22 protein-coding genes and 3 pseudogenes are annotated in these 20,827 nt (G+C 69.9%); 11 read left to right on the top strand and 14 right to left on the bottom strand.

The genetic code is table 11. From position 1 onward, the window contains the following. Positions 1 to 58: 58 nt before the first annotated feature. The 3 genes from ACFWNV_RS07210 to ACFWNV_RS07220 all read right to left on the bottom strand — a co-directional run bounded on the left by ACFWNV_RS07210 (position 59) and on the right by ACFWNV_RS07220 (position 1,681). Positions 59 to 802: a helix-turn-helix domain-containing protein gene (locus ACFWNV_RS07210; RefSeq protein WP_383941813.1), complete on the bottom strand. Its 744-nt coding sequence runs from the start codon at positions 800 to 802 to the stop codon at positions 59 to 61. A gap of 173 nt (positions 803 to 975) precedes the next feature. Further along, complete coding sequence (locus ACFWNV_RS07215; protein WP_383941816.1) at positions 976 to 1,467, bottom strand: SDR family NAD(P)-dependent oxidoreductase; 492 nt, start codon at positions 1,465 to 1,467, stop codon at positions 976 to 978. Continuing rightward, positions 1,460 to 1,681 (bottom strand): hypothetical protein, encoded by a 222-nt coding sequence (locus ACFWNV_RS07220; RefSeq protein WP_383941819.1) that lies wholly within the window; start codon positions 1,679 to 1,681, stop codon positions 1,460 to 1,462. The genes ACFWNV_RS07215 and ACFWNV_RS07220 overlap by 8 nt, the downstream gene beginning before the upstream one ends. A 304-nt stretch (positions 1,682 to 1,985) precedes the next feature. Between ACFWNV_RS07220 and ACFWNV_RS07225 the strand changes: the two genes are divergently transcribed. Beyond that, positions 1,986 to 2,978: a LuxR C-terminal-related transcriptional regulator gene (locus ACFWNV_RS07225; protein ID WP_383941821.1), complete on the top strand. Its 993-nt coding sequence runs from the start codon at positions 1,986 to 1,988 to the stop codon at positions 2,976 to 2,978. On the opposite strand, the gene ACFWNV_RS07230 is transcribed toward ACFWNV_RS07225, so the two are convergent. Continuing rightward, positions 2,979 to 3,134 carry a hypothetical protein gene (locus ACFWNV_RS07230; protein WP_383941824.1) on the bottom strand — a complete coding sequence of 52 codons (156 nt, stop codon included), beginning with the start codon at positions 3,132 to 3,134 and terminating at the stop codon, positions 2,979 to 2,981. A gap of 291 nt (positions 3,135 to 3,425) precedes the next feature. Between ACFWNV_RS07230 and ACFWNV_RS07235 the strand changes: the two genes are divergently transcribed. The 3 genes from ACFWNV_RS07235 (at position 3,426) to ACFWNV_RS07245 (ending at position 6,894) form a co-directional block, all read left to right on the top strand. Beyond that, positions 3,426 to 4,787, top strand: a complete 1,362-nt coding sequence (locus ACFWNV_RS07235; protein WP_383941827.1) for a hypothetical protein — start codon at positions 3,426 to 3,428, stop codon at positions 4,785 to 4,787. Between the two features lie 659 nt (positions 4,788 to 5,446). After that, the gene (locus tag ACFWNV_RS07240; protein ID WP_383941830.1) at positions 5,447 to 6,124 is read left to right on the top strand and encodes a hypothetical protein; all 678 of its coding nucleotides are present in this window, start codon (positions 5,447 to 5,449) and stop codon (positions 6,122 to 6,124) included. Then, positions 6,121 to 6,894: a Fic family protein gene (locus tag ACFWNV_RS07245; RefSeq protein ID WP_383941833.1), complete on the top strand. Its 774-nt coding sequence runs from the start codon at positions 6,121 to 6,123 to the stop codon at positions 6,892 to 6,894. The genes ACFWNV_RS07240 and ACFWNV_RS07245 overlap by 4 nt, the downstream gene beginning before the upstream one ends. A gap of 397 nt (positions 6,895 to 7,291) precedes the next feature. Here the strand turns inward: ACFWNV_RS07245 and ACFWNV_RS07250 are convergent, their stop codons facing one another. Beyond that, entirely contained in the window at positions 7,292 to 7,462 is a 171-nt protein-coding gene (locus tag ACFWNV_RS07250; RefSeq protein WP_383941835.1) for a hypothetical protein, read from the bottom strand. A gap of 75 nt (positions 7,463 to 7,537) precedes the next feature. Then, positions 7,538 to 8,152 (bottom strand): TetR/AcrR family transcriptional regulator, encoded by a 615-nt coding sequence (locus tag ACFWNV_RS07255; RefSeq protein WP_383941838.1) that lies wholly within the window; start codon positions 8,150 to 8,152, stop codon positions 7,538 to 7,540. An 87-nt stretch (positions 8,153 to 8,239) separates the two neighbouring features. Here ACFWNV_RS07255 and ACFWNV_RS07260 point away from each other — a divergent pair, with 87 nt between their 5' ends. Together ACFWNV_RS07260 and ACFWNV_RS07265 are read left to right on the top strand one after the other, a co-directional pair. Then, the gene (locus tag ACFWNV_RS07260) at positions 8,240 to 9,013 is read left to right on the top strand and encodes an SDR family oxidoreductase (RefSeq protein WP_383941841.1); all 774 of its coding nucleotides are present in this window, start codon (positions 8,240 to 8,242) and stop codon (positions 9,011 to 9,013) included. A gap of 79 nt (positions 9,014 to 9,092) precedes the next feature. Further along, positions 9,093 to 9,454 (top strand): annotated as a pseudogene (locus ACFWNV_RS07265) (transposase); the annotation flags it as partial. A 37-nt stretch (positions 9,455 to 9,491) separates the two neighbouring features. Here the strand turns inward: ACFWNV_RS07265 and ACFWNV_RS07270 are convergent. The 3 genes and pseudogenes from ACFWNV_RS07270 to ACFWNV_RS07280 form a co-directional block, all read right to left on the bottom strand. Continuing rightward, positions 9,492 to 10,031, bottom strand: a complete 540-nt coding sequence (locus ACFWNV_RS07270; protein ID WP_383941844.1) for a flavin reductase family protein — start codon at positions 10,029 to 10,031, stop codon at positions 9,492 to 9,494. Between the two features lie 7 nt (positions 10,032 to 10,038). Continuing rightward, positions 10,039 to 10,499 (bottom strand): annotated as a pseudogene (locus tag ACFWNV_RS07275) (RidA family protein). Positions 10,500 to 10,526: 27 nt separating this feature from the next. After that, positions 10,527 to 11,123, bottom strand: coding sequence for a pyridoxamine 5'-phosphate oxidase family protein (locus ACFWNV_RS07280; RefSeq protein WP_383941847.1), 597 nt, complete (start codon positions 11,121 to 11,123; stop codon positions 10,527 to 10,529). A gap of 395 nt (positions 11,124 to 11,518) precedes the next feature. Here ACFWNV_RS07280 and ACFWNV_RS07285 point away from each other — a divergent pair, with 395 nt between their 5' ends. Beyond that, positions 11,519 to 11,686 (top strand): hypothetical protein, encoded by a 168-nt coding sequence (locus tag ACFWNV_RS07285; protein WP_383941850.1) that lies wholly within the window; start codon positions 11,519 to 11,521, stop codon positions 11,684 to 11,686. Positions 11,687 to 11,835: 149 nt separating this feature from the next. On the opposite strand, the gene ACFWNV_RS07290 is transcribed toward ACFWNV_RS07285, so the two are convergent. Then, complete coding sequence (locus ACFWNV_RS07290; RefSeq protein ID WP_383941853.1) at positions 11,836 to 12,720, bottom strand: hypothetical protein; 885 nt, start codon at positions 12,718 to 12,720, stop codon at positions 11,836 to 11,838. A gap of 156 nt (positions 12,721 to 12,876) precedes the next feature. Next, entirely contained in the window at positions 12,877 to 13,053 is a 177-nt protein-coding gene (locus tag ACFWNV_RS07295; protein ID WP_383941984.1) for a helix-turn-helix domain-containing protein, read from the bottom strand. 186 nt (positions 13,054 to 13,239) lie between these two features. Between ACFWNV_RS07295 and ACFWNV_RS07300 the strand changes: the two are divergent. The 3 genes and pseudogenes from ACFWNV_RS07300 to ACFWNV_RS07310 all read left to right on the top strand — a co-directional run bounded on the left by ACFWNV_RS07300 (position 13,240) and on the right by ACFWNV_RS07310 (position 16,422). Beyond that, positions 13,240 to 14,492 (top strand): annotated as a pseudogene (locus ACFWNV_RS07300) (IS256 family transposase). A 785-nt stretch (positions 14,493 to 15,277) separates the two neighbouring features. Next, on the top strand, positions 15,278 to 15,661 hold the full coding sequence (locus tag ACFWNV_RS07305) for a M23 family metallopeptidase (RefSeq protein WP_383941986.1): 384 nt from the start codon (positions 15,278 to 15,280) through the stop codon (positions 15,659 to 15,661). Positions 15,662 to 16,221: 560 nt separating this feature from the next. Further along, on the top strand, positions 16,222 to 16,422 hold the full coding sequence (locus ACFWNV_RS07310) for a hypothetical protein (RefSeq protein ID WP_383941855.1): 201 nt from the start codon (positions 16,222 to 16,224) through the stop codon (positions 16,420 to 16,422). Between the two features lie 281 nt (positions 16,423 to 16,703). Here the strand turns inward: ACFWNV_RS07310 and ACFWNV_RS07315 are convergent, their stop codons facing one another. Beyond that, the gene (locus tag ACFWNV_RS07315; RefSeq protein ID WP_383941858.1) at positions 16,704 to 17,123 is read right to left on the bottom strand and encodes an MmcQ/YjbR family DNA-binding protein; all 420 of its coding nucleotides are present in this window, start codon (positions 17,121 to 17,123) and stop codon (positions 16,704 to 16,706) included. 291 nt (positions 17,124 to 17,414) lie between these two features. On the opposite strand from ACFWNV_RS07315, the gene ACFWNV_RS07320 reads away from it, so the two are divergent. After that, positions 17,415 to 17,813: a hypothetical protein gene (locus tag ACFWNV_RS07320; RefSeq protein ID WP_383941860.1), complete on the top strand. Its 399-nt coding sequence runs from the start codon at positions 17,415 to 17,417 to the stop codon at positions 17,811 to 17,813. Between the two features lie 51 nt (positions 17,814 to 17,864). Here the strand turns inward: ACFWNV_RS07320 and ACFWNV_RS07325 are convergent, their stop codons facing one another. Beyond that, positions 17,865 to 19,232 (bottom strand): NAD(P)/FAD-dependent oxidoreductase, encoded by a 1,368-nt coding sequence (locus ACFWNV_RS07325; RefSeq protein WP_383941862.1) that lies wholly within the window; start codon positions 19,230 to 19,232, stop codon positions 17,865 to 17,867. A gap of 100 nt (positions 19,233 to 19,332) precedes the next feature. Then, positions 19,333 to 20,799, bottom strand: a complete 1,467-nt coding sequence (locus ACFWNV_RS07330; RefSeq protein WP_383941865.1) for a cytochrome P450 — start codon at positions 20,797 to 20,799, stop codon at positions 19,333 to 19,335. Positions 20,800 to 20,827 lie beyond the last annotated feature (28 nt).

Raw genomic sequence — 20,827 nt, forward strand, 5'->3', positions numbered from 1 at the left:
GTCACTCCTTTGTTTGGTAGTTCTGGTCCTGAAGAGGAAAGGGGAGGCTGTTTGGTGTTTATCCGGCCAGCCCTTCCGAGGAGTACTCTGCCGGGCCTGGCAGGCGCCGGTCTTGTAAAAAATCGTATTCCGTAACCCGGCTCTGGAAAGAGCGGGGAGGGTGGCCGGTCATGGCCTTCATTTCGCGGCTCAGATGGGCCTGGTCGTAATATCCCCCGGCGATCGCCACCGCCGCCGCCGGCCTGCCCTCGGAGAGGAGGCGCATCGCGCGCTCCAGGCGCAGGATCCGGGCGGCGGTCTTGGGCGTCACGCCGATCTGCTCGAGGAAGCGGCGCTGCAACTGGCTCTGGCACCAGCCCACGGCGCGGGCGAGCTCGGGAATCGGAACCGTGCCCGCCGACCGTGACAGTCGGCTCCAGGCGTCCACCACCCTGGGCGCGGGCCCGGAGCCGAGCAGGAGCGAGCGGCCGAGTACCGCGTCCAGCACGGCGAATCGCGCCGGCCAGTCCGCAGCCCCGTACAGGCCGTCGCGGAGTCCCACGTCGAGGGTGCTCGAAAGTTCCGACAACTCGGCGGCAGAACAGCCGGGTTGCTGCGGTGCGGAACCGAAGAGCGTGAACGCCGCCCAGGGGACGAGCAGCACCTCGACGCCCAACAGGCCTTCCGCGTGCTCGCTCTCGAACCCCGACGCGCCCAGGCCGCGGACCGGGGAGGTGAACTCCTCCGGGACGGTGGGCGTGCCCGGTCCGCCGCCCAGCAGGATGCTCCCTTCCAGGAGGATCAGCACGCGCACGGCGGCCACGGGTGCTTCCCGGTGTCGGCAGGGAGGGCCGGCCCGCAGCCGGATGCCGCGGTAGCCCAGCACTCCGGGGCGGAGGTTCGGGTGCGGGTGCGCCCGTACCGTCCCCCTCGCGGCATGAGGGCATGACAAGGCGTCCATACGGATGTCCTTCCGTCGGAAGGGGCCTGCGCCGGTCAACTCCCGGCGGTCTGCTTCGACTCCAGGACCCGCCCGGTCAGGCCGTGGCTCTGCGGCGCCAGCAGCATCAGCACCGTGGCCGAGATGTGCTCGCCCGAGACGCAGTCCCCGGCGGCGAGCAGGAGGACCCGGCCCGACCGGCCGCGGGCCCGCAGGGACCGTTCCGCGGTGTCGAGGAGGGTGTGCGGAGTGCTCCGGTCCGGGGCCAGGTCGATCAGGGCGTCGATCCGGCCCAGGTCCCCGGTCACATCGGCGACCAGCTGTTCGACGCTCGACTCCTCGGCCGAGTCCACCAGATAGGGCAGGGCCCGCACGTAGCGGGCCGCCAGTTCCTTGCAGAACAGGCTCGCCCGGTGGGCCGAGCCGCCGACGACCGCGATCGACATCCCCTCCGCGCCGAGGCGTGCGCACACCAGCCGGCCGACGGGTCCGTATCCGTCGACGACCAGGGCGACCATCCCGCCGGGCGGGGCGTCGGGATCAAACACGCGCCGAACCGGCGTCACGTGGTCCGTTGTGCTCCTTCGCGGGGAGGAGCCAGATGAAGTCGTCCGGGGTCGGCTCGCCCGCCGCACGAAGGGACGCGGCGGCGCCGGCGGTCCGCCCGGCGGGGGCGTGCACCGCCCCGGTGGTGAGGAGCAGCGCCGTCGCGGCGAGGCCCAGGGCCGCACATCGTACGAGGTGGGTGCGCGAGGCTGTCATGACATCTCCTGCGGGTGTGAGGGGGATCCGGCGCAGGGGAGCCGGTCCTCGTGACCGGGCCTGCGGTGCCGTGCCTCAAGAGAAGCACCGGGCAGAACCCCAGTCAGCAGATGTGATCTGCATCCCGCTGCCATGCAGCCCCCTGCCAACCAAGCGGCGCCATGGGGCACTTGTCGGTGAGGCCGGGCGCGTACGCCGTTTCCTACAAGACCCGAACACCTCGAGCGTGGGATGGTCGCTTGCCCGGCCGGCCGGGCGGATCCGGGAGACGGGCGTTGTCCTGCGGCGCCACGGGGAGACACACATGAGTGAATCGCTGGCCTTGGATGCCGGAACGCTCGCGGTCTATCGAGCGGTCCTCCTGCACCACGAGCACGACAGCGCCAGACTCGCCCGGCGCCTGTCCATGACCGAACCACAGGTCCGGGCCTGCACCGACAGGCTCATCTCGCTCTCCTTATTACGCCCGTCATGGGAACAACCCGACAGCGTCAGGGCGGTAAGCCCCGACCTGGGCCTGGAGATGATGCTCCATCACGAACAACAGGAACTGGCCCTGCGGCAGGAGCGGATCGCCCAGACCCGCGCGACGCTGTCCATCCTCGCCAGCGAGTACGCGGCCAACCGGACCGGGCCCCTGCCGGAGAACACCGTGGTGCTCCAGGGCATCGACCAGATCCGCACCCGCATGGAGACCTACGCCAGCCGCTGCACCGAGGAGGCGCTCTCCTTCCAGCCGGTCGGATCCCTGGCCACCGAGGCGATCGAGGCGGGACAGCCGCTCAACGAACAGGCCATGCTGCGCGGGGTGAAGTTCCGTAGCCTCTTCCTCCAGAGCATCACCAAGGACCGGGCCGGCTCCGACTACGTGAAGTGGGCCGGAGCGCGCGGCGGGGAGATCCGGCTCGCACCGACCCTGCCGATGCGCCTGCTCATCGTCGACCGGAGCGTCGCTGTGATCCCGGGGGACCCGGCCACGGTGGAGCAGCCCACCGCGGTCGTCGTGCAGAGCCCTCCCGTCATCCGGGCCCTGCACGCCCTCTTCGAGGCCTACTGGAAGGACGCGGCGCCCTGGGAGGACCACGCCCCCGTGGCCGGCCCGCCGGTCGGGCCCACCCCGCAGGAGCGCGCAATACTGCGGATGCTCGCGGACGGCGAGAAGGACGTGGCGATCGCACGGGCGCTCGGGGTGTCGATCCGCACCGAACGGCGCATCGTTGCCGACATCACGGCCCGGCTCGGGGTCTCGGGACGGTTCGAACTCGGCGTCAGGGCAGCCAAATTGGGCTGGGTCTGATCAACGGCCTGGCGCGGCGGGCCGGGTGATCACGCCGGGCCCGGTGATCGCGTCGGGCTCCGCCACCGCCAGTGCGGCGGTGAAGTCCGCCGGGACGGCCACGTCCGTCAGCGACCAGCCGGGCAGGCCGCCCGCCGGCGCGGACCCGGTGCCCACGTAGTCGAGGTCTGAAGGTTGTCCCGTAAGCGATCTTGAAAATGCGTGAGGGTGTGCCGTGCCGGTGTTGCCCGCTCGGTTAACCGGCGAGGGCGAGGTTGTGGAGGCGGGCGATGCCGAGGATCTGCCTCGGGTCGTGCCGCGGACCGTGGTGTGGCCGAACGAGGCCCAGCACTACTTGGGCGACCCTGCGGCGGGCGAGCGGAGGGCCGTCCGCCTGCCAACGGCCGACCATGGTGGAGGGTGGACAGGGCTGTCCGATTGAGCGGACAGTCCGGATAGCGTGGCCACATGGTCCACCTCAAGCAGCCGCACCTGTCCGGGCTGGGGAGAAATCCCGCCGCCCCAGTCGAAGTCATGGTGCGGTTGGCCGTGCACCCCGCTGGCCGACACGGAATGGCTACGCGCAAGGGGCAGTTACCGGATGCGGTGACTGAAGCCCTGCTGAAGCACGGCGGCAGCGATACGGCAGTGCGCCTGCACGGGCATCGGGTCTCCCCGGCGATGCGCGCCAGGATCGCCGAGCACCCCGATCCGGCGATCCGCAACGCCTACGCGGACTTTGTCCGGACCATGGTGGAGCGCGGGGTGTCGATGAGTATCGAGGACCTGGTCGAGGCCTACGACCGAATACCGACGGAGCTCGCGGCCGCCTCCGATCCCAAGGTGCGCGCAATGGTCGCAGCCACCTGGCGGGACCGGCCAATCACCGTGCAGCTGGCGCTGCTCACCGACCCGGACCCCGGGGTGCGTGCTGCAGCCACCAGAGCCGAGCACCCGGGCGTCCCTGACAACTACTACGAGCGCTGCCTCGCGGATCCTGCCGTCAAGGCCAATATCGCTCGTCGTATCCCGCTGACATTCGACCAGTTCACGCAGCTGCTGGCGAGCGGGGACAAGGAGGTGCTACACGCCGTGGCCGGCAACCCTCATCTGACCACCGACATGGTGACCCACCTGCAGGACAGCGGGGACCCGCAGGTGCGCGTCGCGGTCGCCTACAGCCGCCACACCGCCCCCGAGACCCGCGACCGGCTGCTCGCGCTGGTGGAGGCCGAAGACAAGTCCGGCAGCGACGACGCGGGCCTCGCACTCCACTGGTCGCCCTACAGCCCGAATTGGCTGCGGGACGCGCCGCTGGCCGAGCGGCTGACCTACCTGCAGTGCCCGCATGTGGTGTTCCGGCGAGAAGTAGCGGCCAGCAGGGACCTGCCGGATCATGCGTGGCGGCAACTGGACGACGACCCCGACGTGTCCGTCCGCCGCGCGGCCGCCCACCGACCCGACGCACCGCCACAGGTCCTCCTGCGGCTGCTCCGCGCCCACGGCGACCTCTCCCACATCCGCCCCATGCTGGTGGACCACCCCAACTTCCCGCGACACGAGCTGCGCGGCTTCGTGGAAGACCAGGACCCGAGAGTACGCATCCTCGCGCTGAAAGACCCTGAGCTCCCTCCTGCGGACCTGCGGGAGCTCGCGGCCAGCGCCGAGTCGTTCCTGCGCGCCAGCACAGCCCGACACCCCAACATCCCCACAGACCTGCTGGAACTGCTCCTGGCAGACCCTGAACCAAGGGTCGCTGATGATGCTGCGGCCAACCCCCTGCTGCCAAGAGCCCGTATGGATCACATCCTCGCCAAGGCCAGCCTCTGACAGGCGTAGACCCTGGCGGAATACCGCACGCTTCGATTAGCACTCCACGCCAGTTGGCGGCTACGCCTGGACGACCGAGCGGCGCCGCCGGTACGCGGACGACCTCGGCAGCGAGGTCACCCTCGTCGGGGTCACCGCGCGTTCGAACCGGCAGAAGTCCGATCAGGATCCGGCGACGTGGATGCCGGCCCCGGCGGTGTACTGCCGGTATATCGGTGAGTGGGTGGCCACGAAGCACCGGTGGGCGCTGTCGGTGGACCAGGCGGAGCGGGAGGCGCTGCTGCGCTATGCGGCAGGCTGCCCGAACGCGGTGCTGGCCTTCGACCGGGCCAGCTGACGGGACAGTGCCCTCTCCCCGGCTCGGTGAAGTTCGGCGGCGCCGCAGCTAGCCGTTGTCCGGCCGCCGGTAGGGACCGGTGGCCGGATCGTCCGGCGTAACGGGGGCGGGGGCGGGCCGGTGCGTGTGGTGCGACGCTGGAAGGGTGGTGGGTGAGCGGAGGTCTGCCGATGCGTCCCATCTGGTCCGGCGCGATCATCTTCGGCCTGGTCACTTCTCTGAACCACTCCGTATGCGATCTCAAGCCTGGTGCTCAGTGTCGTGGTGCTTCCGCTCCGTAATGGGTTGGAGTTCGTACGGCGGGGCACGGCAGAGTGGCGTGGTGAGCGAACTGTGGGCACGCACCCTTACCTGGGCAGAAGTGGATCCTTTGCGGCATCCGTTCGAGCTGGACGAGCATGAGGCGGACGAATTGGCGGGGCTTGTGGCACCTTGGGTGCCCAGCCTTGACGCTGTCGAAGCGCTCTGGTTCCGCGCGATGGACCCTGTCACCAAGTTGCTGGCGGACCGGTACGGCCGTTGGGCCTGTGGGTGGAACTGGGCGGTGGGTGAGGGCGACGTCGATGGCGGGGTCGTCGACGTGTGGTGCTGTGCCAGCCATTCCGTGACGACGGGAGACGCGACCGCCCCGCTGGTCGTCGCGGCTCTGCTTGAGTGGCGTGACTGGATAGAGGATCTGGCGGAGCGCTTCTCTGTCTTGTCGCCGCCGTCGCAGTCAGAGGTGTCCTCGTCCCCCGTGGACCCCTGGCTTTGGGAGCGGGCCTGCACGCGCCTGGTGACTGTCGTGGCCGACCGGTCGCACGCTGAGAGCGGCTGGTACACGCACTGCAAGCAAGTCCTCGGATGGTTCCTCGCCTACAACGGCATCGACGAGGAGCGCGCCCAGGAGATCGTGGAAAGCGCGATCGGTGGCCGGTTCGGCAGCTGGATTGCACCGGACGTCGTAGTAGTCGACACAGTGAGTTCGCGGTTTGCCCGGACCCTGGACGGCAACCCATGAGGTCCGTACCTGGCCATCAGCCGGATGCTCTCGCCGACTGGCTGCATATTCGCACGCAGATCACGTGGCCGTGCTGGAGCGGCACTCGCCCCGACGCGGGGGCACCGCCGCGCAATGGCTTCCGGGACTTCTTCACCTCTACACGAGGCAGCCGCGATGCTGGAGGGACCGAGCGGGTCCTGACCGCCCTCGATCAGGCTCTCGCCGACGCGGAACAGGGTAAGCGGCTGAGCTTCGCCCTCATGGCGAACTGGCAGCGGACGGTCCTGCGTCGTGCCTCCGTCGGTTTCCGCACGAGGCCTGCCTTTGCGAAGGGCGGACGGGAGCGCTACGACCTCACACCCGATACGCAGGGCGGGTTCGAGCGCTGCCTGTCCGAGAGCACTCAACCGGACCTGCCTCTCCCCTCACGCGCCGCCCGGACCTACCTTGATGTCCTGTTCTTCCATCCGTTCGAGGACGGCAACGCCCGCGCAGCCATGCTGGCGCTGGCCTTCGTCCTTGCCCGCGATGGAGTATTCCTCGACCAAGTGCAGCCGCTACAAGCCACACGCTGGGCCGATGACACTGAGGGAGCGGCCGATCTTGCGGTGCTGCTCGGAATCCTGATCGCTGCGACGCAGCGCCGCCGACAAACGCGACTACATCTTCAAGGGAACCCTGGCCACAACAGCCATCGTGATCTGGCTCCGCGACCTCATCAAAGAGCCATCAGAAACGGCCTAGCCCGACGCGTTCGGAGCGCAGAGCAGCCCGGCCGTCCCTCATGACCTCCAGCGCCACCACCGCCATCCAGACGCCGGCCCCCCGCCAGATCGGCCGAAGCGGGGGGCTTGATGGCGGCGGCTTCAGGAGTATGCGGACAGGAAGGTTCCTGGGTGCTGTTCCAGACGGTCCAAGGAGCGGTTGTGCGTTCTCATTTATGTTGCGGTAGGGCCGTCTTTTGGCATCTCTTTGACCTGTGGTGCTGCAGACCATTGAGGCATTCGGTGATGGGGTGCTTCTGGTGCCAGAGGGCCTTGACCTGTGGGGCCGCAAGTTGGATGAGAGTCCCGCAGATGTATTGAGAATTGTGGGGAGTGTCTGGGGCTCTGTCTGTGGACGAGTGGGAAGGGGTGTGTCTGGCAGCAGTGTCAGGCTTGTCGCTCTGGTCTTCAGGCGTGTTCTTCAGGTTTGTTCTGCGTGGGGTAGGTCGAGGTAGCGGGCGGCGTCGTTGGCACCGGCGACGATGGTCCCGGCGACGTCATGGATGAGGAAGTTGTAGAGGACCGGCAGGATCGTGCTGGTGTCATCGCCGTCCGGCCTTCTGGGCGGGCAGGGCACGGCCCTCGACGACATTGAGAAGACGATTTCCCGGCCCGTTGGTACTCCAGCTGTAGATCGTGATCTTGCTGATGGGAGTGGGTGACCTGATCAGGGTTGCGCCGTCGGCCAGGCCGTCAGTGCCAGTTCGACTGCCGCGGTCAGCTGGTGGGCGGTGGCGCCATCTTGGGCCCGCTGCGAGAGTCCCTGGAGGATTGTCGCGAAGTACTCGGCCAGGGCACGGAGGTTGACCTCGACGGGCAGCTCTCCGGCCTGCTGCGCCTCCCGCAGCCGGGCCTCGAACGCGTCCACGTTCTTGTTGCGCAGATCGCGGAGGAACACCCGCACCTGCGCATCCTGCGGAGTGACGTTGGTGGCGGCGCTGATGGCCAGACAGCCGGCCGGGTGGGCCGGGTCCGGGTAGATGACCGCGGCCTCCCGGAGGATGCGCGCGAACGCCCCGTACGCGGTGGGCTCCTCGCGGAGCGCCACGCCCGCGAAGCTCCCGACGGGTGACCGGCCGTAGGCGTCGACCACTTCCTCGAACAGGGACTCCTTGTTCCCGAAGGCCGCGTACAGGCTCCCGGAGCGGATCCCCATCGCCTCGGTCAGCTCGCCGATGGAAACGCCTTCGTACCCTCGCTCCCAGAACAGGCGTGTGGCCGCGGTCAGCGCTGCTGCGCGGTCGAAGGTGCGCGGGCGGCCGCGCTTGGGTGTCTCAGCCATGCGTCACATTTTAGAGTGCTCGACCAAGAAATCGTGCTACCTTCTTTTTTGGTCGATCATTCAACAAATGGAAGAGGGGCAACCATCATGGATTCGCAGCGACTTGAAGGAAAGATCGCGCTGGTGACCGGCGGCAGCAGGGGCATCGGGCGAGCCGTCGCGGAGCGGCTTGCCCGGGACGGCGCTGTCGTCGCGCTCACCTACGCCCGTGACGAGAACGCGGCGCACGAGGTCGTGGAGCGCATCCGAAAAGACGGCGGACGGGCCTTCGCCCTCCACGCAGAGCTGGGCCATCGCGGCGACGCCGCCGCCCTGTGGTCGGCCTTCGACGCCCAGATCCGCCACCACGCACCCGAGCCGGTCGTCGACATCATCGTCAACAACGCCGGCATAGGACGCAGCGCGGACCTGGCGTCACTGACCGAGGACGGCTTCGACGAGGTCTTCGCCGTGAACGTGCGAGCACCGTTCTTCATCGTGCAAGAGGGGCTGAAGCGACTGCGCGACGCCGGCCGGGTCATCAACATCTCCAGCGGCGCGGCTCACCTCGCCATGCCGGAGGCCATCGCCTACGGCGCCACCAAGAGCGCCCTGGACAACCTCACCCTCAACCTCGCCAAGGAGCTGGGAGCCCGGGGCATCACCGCGAACTCGGTCGCCCCCGGGATCATCGATACGGACGTCAATGCGGGCTGGCTGCGCGGCAACCCGGAGGCTGAAGCCCACGCGGCCTCCCTGGCCGCGCTGGGCCGGGTCGGCCGGCCGGAAGACGTGGCCGACATCGTGGCCTTCCTGGCCTCGGACGACGCACGCTGGGTCACCGGCAAGGTGATCGACGCTACCGGCGGCTCCGGCCTGTGAGCCTTCACCCTTGGGCGGGGCACCCGTCGGTGACCTCCCGCCCAAGGGAACTCGCTGGTGGGAAACGTTCGAAAGCCTGATGGAACGGATAGGGGGCCGGTTCGCTCGCGTCGAACCCCGGCGCCGCGCTGTACGGTTGGTGCTTGGACTGTTGTCAGGCCTACCGCGCAAGACTGCTGGACGATCGCCGAGTGGGCCGGAGAGGCCACCCACGGGATGCAGCATCTGCTGTCCCGAGCCTTCCGGGACGCCGATGCCGTCCGTGACGACGTGCGCGAGTATGTCGTCGAACATCTCCATGACGATGCTGCGGTGCTGGTCGTGGACGAGACCGGCGACGTGAAGAAGGGCACTCACACCGTCGGGGTGCAGCGCCAGTAAACCGGCACCGCCGGCCGGATCGAGAACTCCCAGTTCGCCGTCTATCTCGTCGTGCCGGGGACGGGGCGTAAGCGGTCGGCGGGGACGTCGATCTCGATCAGGTGCGTGGTGATGTCCTGTCCGGTGCTGGCGGTGCGGCTGGACCAGGCACGCAGGGCGACCGTGTAGACCCACTGGCCGGCGTCGGTCTGCCACCGGCGTACGAGCCGGCCGGTGACCTCGCCGTCGGGCAGCAGGACGCGTACGGGCGGGAGCCGGGCAGGCGGCTGGGGTCGGGCGGCCCGGGTGCGCCGCTGACTCGGGGCACCGTGGCGTCCCACTCCCACTCGGTGTCCGCGAACTTGTCGGTCTGGTGGCCGGCGAAGATCCCGGCGAGTTCCGTCTGGTCGGATGCCAGCAGGTGCACCCCGAACTCTTCGGCCTGTCGGAGGAGGTCGTAGGTCCGTGCGGTGCGGCTGACCGCCAGCATGACGGTCGCGGGGTCCGTGCCGTACGAGGTGATCGAGGAAACCAGGAGCCCGCCGGGCTGCCCCTCGGGGCTGCTCGCGGTGACGACGGCCACCCCGGAGACGAGGTGGGCCATCGTTTCGCGGAAGTCGTCCAGCGGGTCCTGGCTGCCGGACGGTGCGTTCGGCATGTGGGGCTCAGACCTCGAACTGCACGTCGATGACGACGGGGGCGTTCTGGGAGAGCATGGCGACCCCGACGGCGCTGCGCGCGTGGATGCCGGCCGCTCCGGTGAACGCCGCGGCGAACAGTTCGCTGGCTCCGTTGATGACGGCGGGCGGGGAGGTGAAGGAGGGGTCGCCGTTCACGTAGCCGACGACTTTGACGACCTGCTTGACGGCCGAGAGGTCCCCGACGGCCGCCTTCAGTGCGGCCAGGGCGTTCAAGGCGCACTGCCGGGCGGCTTCCGTGGCCTGCTCGGGGGTGACCTCGGCGCCGACCTTCCCGACGTGGATCAGCTTGTCGTCGACGTGGGCAACTGGCCGGAGACGAAGACGTAGCGGCCGTTGCGCAGAGCCGGGGTGTAGGCGGCGACGGGTGTGGCGATGGCCGGCAGGGTGTGGCCGGCTTCGGCCAGTCGTTCCTCGGGAGTGCTCACATCAGGGGTTCTCCGTACGAGGGGTGGTCAGTTCTGGCGGAAGCGGTAGATCGAGGGGTCGTAGTGGGGGGCGGGGAAGCGGTCGCCGGTGATCGTGTCGGGGACGGGGGTGCCGGGGGTGGTGGTCAGCGGAATCCAGCCCGCCCAGGATTCGATGTGGTCGTCCTTGGGTTCGTCCCGGGCGAAGCCCTCGCGGACCTTCATCGAGAACTCCGTGATCGGCATGGTCAGACAGGCCGTGTATCTGGCTTCCTCGACGTTGGGGCGGCGGGCGGCATGCCGCCCGGACAGGCGGCCCGGGATGACGCTCTCCACGACGTCGGCGAGGGCGTCCGCGCGCTCCTGCTCGTCCTCGATCGCCGTGGCGGTCCCGAAGATCATGGCGGAGCGGTAGGCGGCCGAGTGGTGGGAGGAGGCCCGGCCCAGGATCACGCCGTCGATCAGAGTCGCGGTCACGCACAGCGGTGCGCCGGACGCGGCGGTGGTGATGAACCGGCCGAACGCGGAACCGTGCAGGAGGAGCTGGTCACCCACCCGCATGTGCAGGGTGGGGATGACCACCGGGCCGAGATCGGTGTTGAAGCCGACATGGACGGCGAGGGCCTCGTCGAGGATCGCGTACACCGCGTCCCTGTCGTAGGTGACCCGCTCTGGATACCGATTCGCAGTAGTACGCTCTGTGGCCGACAACTGCGCAAACATACGGTCTTGGGCGTGGTGGCTCGGGTGGAGACGCCGCTGAATACTTCCATTGGCCCCAACGCTGTCGACGACAAGGGCCTGGGTCAGCGGCCTGCCGAGCGACGATCCGCGACCAGTGGAGGAACTCCGCCTCCCTGCCTGGTGCGAGGTGGGTCAGCGCGGGCTGCGGTCGCCCTAACCGAGGCGCTCTCGGGCCGCCCTATGGAGGATCTCCACGACGAGTACCGCGAGGCGCTCGAAGCCGTCATCGCGGCCAAGGCGTCCGGGCCCAGACTCCTGAGCCAGCTGAAGCGCCCAGCGGGCAGGTCGTCGACCTCATGGCCGCCCTGGAGAAGTCGGTGCAGGAGGCGAAGGCGGCCCGCGGCGAGCAGGGCCAGGAGGACGCGACCGTCCACGAGATCAAGACCGACGCCCCGGGCAAGAAGAAGTCGGCGGCGAAAAAGACCGCTGCCCGCGCCCACAAAACGTCACCCCGCAGCGCCTGACCCAAGCCCACGGCCGACTTCGCGCGGAGGCCACCGCGAAGACCCACGTGGCCCGGATCTTCGCCAAGCTGAGCCTGCGCGACCGCGCCCCAGGCGGTCGTCCTGGCCTAGGAGACGGGCCCGGTCACCCTGGGGACGGGGTAGGCGCCTCACCGGTCGGGGAAGGAGCCGGCCTTGCGCACCGCCAGGGACTGGGCCATGGCCCGGAGGTCGCTCTCGGGAACGGTGGGCCCACCACCGGTGAGGACCACGATGACGCCCTGGCGGCGCGCGATGTAACGGACGGAGTCGTACGTGGTCGCGCGCCAGGTCTCGGGGGCCACTAGCTCGCACCGGCCCGTGGACTCCTCCGCGCTGCCGCTCATGACCCGGCACACCTCCGGGGGCGCGAAACCGGGCAGCTGCGGTCCGACGGTCACCCGGATCCCGAGAGCTTCCCGGTCGTCGGCGCTGGTGGGGACCGACGACGGGAGGATCAGGTAGCCGAACGTCCCGCTGAACTCGTTGGCCTCCGCGAAGTACAACCGGTGGCCGTCCAGCTCGGGCGCCAGCAACGGAACCTTGGAGGAGGCGAGTTGCCGATCCCGGTACGCGGACACCTGCTGATCGCCGAGCACGCCCGACAGCGGCCACAGCAGTACGAGGACGCCGGCGAGCGCCCCCCAGCGCCGCGGCGAGCCGACGCCGGGAAGCGCGACGGCGGCCGCGGCCGCGTACGCCGCGGCCAGCACGATTGGAGCGGCGAACGAGAGCCACGGGCCCGTACCACCCGCCCGGGAGGACAGGACGGCGGCCAGCACGCCCAGGAGCGTCCCCACTCCGGCCACCCGCCAAGCAGGACGGACCCCCGCCGCCCGCAGCACGACCCACCCGAGCAGAGCCAGCACGACGGGTGTGGCCGCCAGCACCATGAGGGCGAACCCCAGGCACCCCCAGCCCTCGCTCCGGCAGAAGTCGTCGAAGTCCCAGGGCAGTACGGCCACCAGGATCCACAGCCCTCCCAGCAGCGCGCCCACGCCGGCGGGACGGACCATCGGTCGCAGCCCTGCGCGCCCGTGCCACCCCGTCCCGCCGCCTCCTCCGCCCTGTTCCTCCACCGTCACGCCCATGCCCGCCGTCCCCCTCGATGAAGATCCGTCCAGGCGATCCATCGTGGTACCGCTGCAGTGCTCACGCATGAGTACGGATACTCATGCGCCCGGGCCGGAGACGGCCAAGAGGCGGAGACGCAGAGCGAGTTGGAGCTCCAGAGCGCGGGCAAGGGCGTTCCAGTCCTCGCCCAGGAGCCGGCCGATCCGGACGAGGCGCTGGACGACGGTGTTCACGTGGATGTGCAGCGCCTTGGCTATGTCAGTGGTTGTGGGGATTCGCTGTCAAGCCACTGGAGAGCTGAGATGGACACCGACCCCGAAATGCGCAGAGCAATGCTCAAGACCTGTGGATCGGACCCGGGAGGGGTGCCTGGCGGAACGCGGAGGGCGTACCTTCCCGAGTGATCGACTTCTGGTCATCGAGTAGGCCCGCGTTGCAGCGCGGGTCGGGAAGGCACGCCCGTGCTGAGCGTAGTCAACGAGGACGGCACCACGCAGAGCAGCTCCCTGATGGACGACATCGTCCGTGAGGGCGCCCGTCGGATGCTCGCTGCGGCCCTGGAAGCGGAAGTCACTCAGTACATAGCCGAGTTGGGTTGCGAGCGGGACGAGGCCGGTCGCCGTCTTGTGGTCCGTAACGGCCACCATCGCGAGCGGACGGTGACCTCTGCCGCCGGCCCGATCGCAGTGAAGGCGCCGCGAGTGAACGACAAGCGGGTCGATGGCGTGATGGGCGAGGGCAAGCGGTTCTCGTCGAAGATCCTCGCCCCATGGTGCCGGAAGTCCCCGAAGAGCAGCGAGGTTCTGCCCCTGCTCTACCTGCACGGTCTGCCCTCCGGCGACTTCGTGCCCGCGATGGAGCAGTTCCTCGGCTCGGCCGCTGGGCTCTCGTCGTCCACGGTGACCCGGCTGACCAAGCAGTGGAGCGATGACCACGCCGCCTTCCAGGACCGGGACCTCTCCGGATCTGACTACGTGTATGTGTGGGCCGACGGCGTCCGCCCCAGGGTCCGCCCCGGCCAGGCCCGCTCATGTGTACTGGTCCTCATGGGCGTGCGAACCGACGGTAGTAAGGAGTTGATCGCGCTCGCCGAGGGCCTGCGCGAGTCGACCGAGTCCTGGGCCGACCTCCTACGAGACTGCCGTCGGCGCGGCGTGCGCGATCCCGAGATCGTCGTCGGCGACGGAGCCATGGGTCTGTGGCGGGCCCTGGCCGAGGTGTTCCGCAGGCCAGGCATCAAAGGTGCTGGGTTCACAAAACCCGGAACGTGGTCAACGCCCTGCCGAAATCGGCCCAGCCCGGTGGGAAGAGGGCGTTGCAGGAGATCTACAACGCCGAGGACCGCGATCACGCCGAGAAAGCGGTAGAGGACTTCGGGCGGGCCTACGGCGCGAAGTGGCCCAAGGCCGTCAAGAAGATCACCGACGGCGCCGATGAACTCCTGGCGTTCTACGACTTCCCGGCCGAGCACTGGGTGCACCTGCGCACGACAATTCCGATCGAGTCGACCTTCAGCACGGTGAAGCTACGGACCAAGGTCACCCGCGGCGCCGGAAGCCCGGCCGCGGCCCTAGCGATGGTGTTCAAGCTCGCCGAGTCCGCCCAGGCCCGCTGGCGCTCGATCACCGCACCCCACCTCGTCGCCCTCGTCCGAAACGGCGCCCGCTTCGAAAACGGTCACCTTGTCGAGCGCACCGAACAGGGAGTTGGGTGAACAGCATCAACCGAACGAAGTCGTACTCAACTCAACCAGTGAGGAACCGCGTGGCTTCCTTCAAAGAGAGCCCACCGAGAACGACGGCATGCTGCCTTGGCTGATGATCCTCGTGCCTATGTGGGCTGTTCTTCTTGCTCTGTGGCTGCCGGCCAATGCGGCGATGCGCCGGAAAAGGGGAACTGTGAACGGCGGGCACTACTGGACTGTAAGTTCGCTGCTCTGCCTCCTCCCGACAGCAACACTCATGTCGCTGATCACGATTCTGTGAAACAAGGGAAGCACCCGATCCACAAGTCTTGACTATTACTCAAATGCGCACATGTACGACTGCCCGGGAACCCTCCCCGGCGGCGGCTGCGAGGAGTGCAAGGGCTGGGAGGGCCGGGTGGCGGTGCCGGCTTGGTGGGGGCGAGGGCAGCGACCTCGGGCTGTTGCTGCTTCCGGTCGAGGAGCCGTGCGGGCGGAACAGAATTCCGTGCCTGTGGACAGAGGCCGGTTGCGCGGGCCGAAGGAAGGCCGGCGGTGTGGTATTTCGCCAGGGGTGGTAGGGCTGGGATCACTCTTTAGGCCTGGGGCTTTGGCCGTTCGGGCGATCCACCCTGTGCACAACACCCCCCCCGTATTGGGCGAACCAACCAGGTGCGCATGGTGATCACCTCGGCGGGCTCGACAGCACGCCGGGGGTTGCCCTGGCCCCGGACCCTGCTGCTGCGGTAGCCCCTGCTGCGGGTACGGGGTGTGTGACCCCGGTGGACGGTCCCCGGGTGACCACCGCCTGGCGGGTGCCCGGCGCGACGTGGTCTTCCGGTTTCCGCACCGGGGCGGACGTCGCCGCCTCGACCGGCACCCCCGTACACGCGGTCGCCGCCGGGGAAGTGGTGGCAGCGGGCTCCGCGGGTTCGTACGGATACCAGGTCGTCATCCGGCATGACGATGGCCTGTTCTCCCAGTACGCGCACCTCTCCCGTCTCGATGTCCGCGTGGGTGACCGTGTCACCCCGGGCCGGGAGATCGGTCTGTCGGGACCGACCGGGAACTCTTCGGGCCCCATCTCCACTTCGAGATCCGCACCACCGCGTCCTACGGCAGCGACATCGACCCGATCACATACCTCCGCACTCACGGTGCCGCCATGTAACCGCCACCGGACAAGAGCACCCCGTTGACGACGATGGCGATGTCGCCAAGTTTCAGATCTCGCCTACGCAGCCGTGCGGGCCTTGGCGAGCAGCCGCTCGGCGGTGCGGGTGCTGATGCCGTAGCGGGTGGCGAGCGTGCTGGCGGTGACGGCCGGCCCGTGTCCGGTCTGAGCGGCGGCGAGCGCGGCGGCGACTTCCGGGATTCGGGGGTCGGGTGGTGTGCGGCGGGGGCGCGGTCGGTTGCTCCGGGGGGTGCGGCCTTTGTACTGCGCGGGCCGGACCGCGCGCCTCGGCGGTGTCGCGGGTCCACCAGGCTCGCCCGTGCAGCTCGATGCCCGGGGGGAGTCGTCCGGCGGTGACGTCGGAGTGGACGGTCGTGGTGGTGAGCCCGGTGATGGCGGCGACCTCGGCCCTGCGGGCGAAATTGCCGGGCGCCCTCCGGGCGCGTTCACCGGCAATTTCGGTCCGCTGCGCACGCCGAGGTCCGTTGGGACGGCCCCGCCTTCTACGCCAGCACGGATGCCCGGATCTTCGACGGGGCGAAGATCCGCCTTCAGGTCAAGGAGTCCCGCAAGGGGACCGATCCGGTGGTCGTCGAGCGGGACTTCGACCTGCGGGAGCGACTGGAGCGGGCGACGCCGGGCGGGGACCGTGACGGGGTGTACCGCGCGCCGGTGGCGAGCCATCGTGCCGGCCCCGCGTACGCGGACGCGGCTGTACTGCTGGACTGGCACGGGGACGGGCGAGGCTACGGCCGCCACGACGTCAAGGAATCCCCGACGGTCTGAGACAGCGAAGCGGGGCGGGCCGCTCTGGAGTACGGCGGCTCGCCCCCCGCTCGCGGACGTCCGCGCCTTCCTGGCCGGCCTCGGCGTCGACGAAGGGGACCTGACCCGCGAGCTGTACACGGACGCGGTACGGGCCCGCCGAGGGTAGCCGCCGTCCCGCCGCGGCGGCCCCGCGCAGCCGCTGACCTGGCGCAATGAAGGTTGAGTGATTCTCGGCAAAGGTTGAGCGGCTGCTTCTGGCGGATTCGGTCCTTGTAGCGGGAGACGAGGCCCACCGCCGGTCAGCTGATCGGTGGCACGAGGGGGACCCGCGCGGCGAGGAACTTCGGGGCCATCTCGCGGTAGCTGTCGGTGATCAGTTCCGCAAGCTCGGTCCAGTCGGTGTGGTCACCGAGAACGACGGCGACGACGTTATGGCCCCAGTCGGCACGGAGGAACGGGAACCCACCGGCGGTCAGGCCGAGCAGGTCGTCGACGGGTACCCGAAAAGTCATCACGACCAGTTCCTGATCTGCGGTCGCATACGAGGCGTAGACCGGGTAGCGATCCACGTCCGGCGTGTAGACATGGACGAACGTCCGCGTACGGATCCGCCAGCGCACGCCGATCCAGGCTGGTTCCTCGTACGACTCGGGCAGCTGCAGGCAGATCGACCGCGACCGGTTCAGGATCTCCGGCGGCACGTCTCCAGGACTGGACATGGGCCGACACTAGCGACCGCCGGAAAATTCCGCGCCGGAAGCGACTGGGCAGGGAAGCCTGCGGTCACCAACCTTCGCTGAGAATCACTCAACCTTCCTTGCAACAGGTCAGCCGCTGCTGCATCCCGGGCGCCTTGCCCCGCTTGCATTCGTTCGAACATGCGATCGACTATGGATGTTAGGGCAGGTCAGGCACCGCGCGTCCGGACCGCGCCCCACCGGACACCGACCGGGGCGCCGCTTCCCCCGGTGCGGGTGCTGCTGCCTGACGGCGATATCCGCGGGGGCCTGGTGCGCCGATGGCAGACGGGCGCGGGGGAGTGGGTCTACCGGGTGGCGGTGAGGGCCTGGTCCAGCCGGACCGCGTCCACCGGCGAGGACCTCGCGCGGGACCTGGTCGAGATGGACGTCCCCGTCGGCCGGGTGCGGCCGGTGACCGGGGTCTCGTACGAAGGCGTTCCCGTGCTGCTGCGGCAGCGCCCGACCGCAGCGGCCGCCCCCGCTGCTCTCGCGGCGGCCGTCGGGTCCACGGGAACCGGCGCCCCGGCGCCCCTGGTGGCCGCGGCCACCGCGACGGCGCCGGAAACGGCGGGGGCCGGCGGGCCGGTCTGGGTGGCGGCGGCGGTGAAGCTGGGGGTGGACCGCGAGATCGTTCTGCACCGGTCTGACTGCTGGGTCACGGTGCCCTAGATGTCCAGTACGGCGGGGTCTTCCTCTTGCCGATCTCGCTCGCCGGAACGGTCAGGCCCCGTCGCCCGCAGCCGTGTGGGCCCGTACCTGCTCCGGGGTGAGGTACTGGTCCGTGTACTCGAAGTCGCGCAGCGTTCCCGGCTTGTACGTCTGGAAGCCGGTCCGGACGAAGTCGTCACCGGCCACGGCGTTGAGGAGCCAGTTCGTCATCACCCGGGTCTTCGCGGCGCCGGTACGCAGTGCCGCCCAGTGGTACCCCCGGGCCACGGCCTGGGCGGGCATGCCGCGCAGGTCGATGCCGAGCGGGCGGGAGACGCCGTCGCGGCCGCCGAGGTCCACGACCAGTCCGAGGTCCTTGTGGACGTACGGACGCAGCGGAGTGCCCCGCAGCGTCGCGACGAGGTTGTCGGCGGCGATCCTGCCCTGGCGCTCCGCGTGCTGCGCGGTGGGCGGGCACACCGCACCGTCCCCGCCGCCGGCCAGGTCGGGTACGGCGGCGGCGTCACCGAGCGCGAACGCGCCCTCCGCCCCCGGCACCCGCAGATCCGGAGCGACGACGAGCCGGCCGCCCTTGGCGGTCTCGGCTCCCAGCGTGGCGATGAGCGGGCTCGCGGCGACACCGGCCGTCCAGATGAGGGTGCGGCAGGGCAGCACGCGCCCGTCGGTGAGCGTGACGTCCTCGGGGCCCGCCTTCGCGACGGAGACCCCGAGCGCGACCTCGATGCCACGGCCGCGCAGTACGTCGAGGGCGGCCCGGCCCAGCCGGTGGCCGAGCTCGGGCATCAGCTTCGGGGCCACGTCCACGAGGTGCCAGGTGATCTCGCGCCGGTCCAGCCGGGGGTAGCGGCTCACCGCGTTCGTGGTGAGCCGCTCCAGGGACGCGGCCGTCTCGGTGCCCGCGTATCCGCCGCCGACCACGACGAAGCCGAGCCGGGAGGCCCGCTCCGCCGAGCCCGGTGCGGCGGCGTCGGCCAGGTCGAGCTGGGCGATGACGTGGTCGCGCAGGTGAGCGGCCTCGGCCAGCGTCTTCATGCCGCGGCCGTGCTCCGTCAGGCCCGGGATGTCGAAGGTGCGGGTCACGCTGCCCGGGGCAAGTACGAGGTGGTCGTACGGCTGGTCGACCAGCTCTCCGGTGATCTTCCGGATGACGCAGACCTTGGCCCGGGTGTCGACGCCCACCGCTCCGCCGGGCACGATCCGGGTGCGGTAGCGCTGGCTGCGGCGCAGCGACACCGCCACGGACTGGGGAGTGAGTACCCCTGAGGCCACTTGCGGCAGCAGGGGCAGGTAGAGCTGGTAGGAGAGCGGAGTGACCAGCAGGATCTCGGCCTCCCCGGGTGACAGCTTCCGCTCCAGGCGGCGTACGCAGGCGACGCCGGCGAAGCCCGCGCCGACGACGACGATCCTCGGTCGTGTCATGGTGTCCGTCCCTTCTCAGGTGTACGGGTCCCCAGCGCACCTGCCCCGGCAGGCCGATCCATGCACGCGCAAGGGGGAAGTCTTCCTGGGCCGCCGCCCGTTACGCTCCTTCGCCGCCGTGATGGGGGTGCCCGCGCCCCGGCAGGATCTCCTGGATCTTGGCCTTCGGTCCCTGGTGGACCGTCCCCGTGCGGTCGCTGTCGCCGCCCTTGAGGATCGAGGCGGGGGTGGCTTCGATCGGGTCGGGGCCGGCGTGCGGTTCGCGGTCGGGCGCGGGCTGCTTGCGGGGCGCGTCGGGACCGGGCCTCAACTCGAAACCGCTGCGGGGGCGGGTCGGCACGCGGGAGAGGGGGATGGTCAGGTCCTGCGCGGGGACGTCGTACTCCATCCGCGCCAGCTCCCCGGCGATGGTCGCGAGCGCGGTCACGGTGATCTCCTCGCCGGGGGAGCGGTGGCCGCGGTCGCGGTCCCCACCGCCCTGCGGGACGAGGTGGACCAGCATCGGGCTGTCGGGGCTCCCGGGCGCGGCGAACCGCTGCGGGTCGAAACGGTCCGGGGCGAAGCGGTACGGGTGCTCGAACAGGGAGGCGTCGTGGTTCTGGCCGTACAGGTCGAGCAGGACGAGCGTGTCCTTCGCGACGTCCTCGCCCCGCCAGGTCAGGTCCTGTGCGGCGAGTCCGGCGACGAACGGGGCGAAGGGGTAGAAGCGCCGTACTTCGTGCGCGAACGCCGTGGCGTAGGTGCCGTCGCGGTCGGAGCGCAGGAGGTCCCGGTGGTGGGGCCAGCGGTGCAGGGCGTGGGCGGCGAAGGCCGCGAACCAGGCGATCGCGACGGTCGGCCTGATGATGTTCAGCAGTTCCACCGCCGCCGTGCGGACGTCCGGGAGGTTCCCGCCCGCCTCCCGGTGCCACGCCGCCGTCTCCAGGGCCGTCTGCTTGGCTTCCGCCTCCGGGGCCCGGCGTATTTCGGTGATCAGGGAGGCCATGGCGCCCTCCTGGCGCCGACGGGCCCGGCGGGCGCGCAGATGGCGCGGGCCCGGCGTCGCGAAGCCGTCGACCATGGCCGTGCAGTCCCGCGCCAGCCCGGCAACCGCCGCGTCGGAGAGAGGCACGCCCGTCCAGTCGCACACCGCCCGGGCGAGCACCCCGGCCGCCTCGTCGAAGAGCACCAAGGAGTCGCCCCGCCGCCGGGTCATCGCCTCGCGCCACCGCCAGCTGACGTGTCCGCCCAGAGCGGCGACGCCGGAGCCGTCCTTGAGGAGGGTGGCGAACACGGCCTTGCGGATCCGGTGCCGGTCCCCGTCGAGGGTGTGCACGGCTCCGTGCCCGAACAGGGTGCCCAGTACGGGGTCGGGCAGGGCCCCGGCGCGGACGATGTGCTTCTCGTCGTAGAAGAAGGCCACCGCCTCGGGGCCCCGCAGCGCGATGGTGGGGCGGCCGAGCAGCCTGGTTCTGACCGTGCCGTCGATCGTCCCGCGCATCCGGTTGGGGAGCCAGGCGTACCCGTGGGCGAGCAGGCCGAGCGTGTCGTCGTTCCACCGGGCCGCGGAATACTTGGAGGGCGTCATGGTCCGCGGCTACCCGCTGTCGCCGGAC

Source organism: Streptomyces sp. NPDC058401 (assembly GCF_042722885.1).
Lineage (GTDB): Bacteria > Actinomycetota > Actinomycetes > Streptomycetales > Streptomycetaceae > Streptomyces.

Coding starts and splice junctions, on each gene's coding strand:
- ACFWNV_RS07220 (WP_383941819.1), bottom strand. CDS start 1,681: ATGACAGCCTCGCGCACCCACCTCGTACGATGTGCGGCCCTGGGCCTC.
- ACFWNV_RS07225 (WP_383941821.1), top strand. CDS start 1,986: ATGAGTGAATCGCTGGCCTTGGATGCCGGAACGCTCGCGGTCTATCGA.
- ACFWNV_RS07235 (WP_383941827.1), top strand. CDS start 3,426: ATGGTCCACCTCAAGCAGCCGCACCTGTCCGGGCTGGGGAGAAATCCC.
- ACFWNV_RS07245 (WP_383941833.1), top strand. CDS start 6,121: ATGAGGTCCGTACCTGGCCATCAGCCGGATGCTCTCGCCGACTGGCTG.
- ACFWNV_RS07250 (WP_383941835.1), bottom strand. CDS start 7,462: ATGTCGTCGAGGGCCGTGCCCTGCCCGCCCAGAAGGCCGGACGGCGAT.
- ACFWNV_RS07255 (WP_383941838.1), bottom strand. CDS start 8,152: ATGGCTGAGACACCCAAGCGCGGCCGCCCGCGCACCTTCGACCGCGCA.
- ACFWNV_RS07260 (WP_383941841.1), top strand. CDS start 8,240: ATGGATTCGCAGCGACTTGAAGGAAAGATCGCGCTGGTGACCGGCGGC.
- ACFWNV_RS07270 (WP_383941844.1), bottom strand. CDS start 10,031: ATGCCGAACGCACCGTCCGGCAGCCAGGACCCGCTGGACGACTTCCGC.
- ACFWNV_RS07285 (WP_383941850.1), top strand. CDS start 11,519: ATGGCCGCCCTGGAGAAGTCGGTGCAGGAGGCGAAGGCGGCCCGCGGC.
- ACFWNV_RS07290 (WP_383941853.1), bottom strand. CDS start 12,720: ATGGTCCGTCCCGCCGGCGTGGGCGCGCTGCTGGGAGGGCTGTGGATC.
- ACFWNV_RS07315 (WP_383941858.1), bottom strand. CDS start 17,123: ATGTCCAGTCCTGGAGACGTGCCGCCGGAGATCCTGAACCGGTCGCGG.
- ACFWNV_RS07325 (WP_383941862.1), bottom strand. CDS start 19,232: ATGACACGACCGAGGATCGTCGTCGTCGGCGCGGGCTTCGCCGGCGTC.
- ACFWNV_RS07330 (WP_383941865.1), bottom strand. CDS start 20,799: ATGACGCCCTCCAAGTATTCCGCGGCCCGGTGGAACGACGACACGCTC.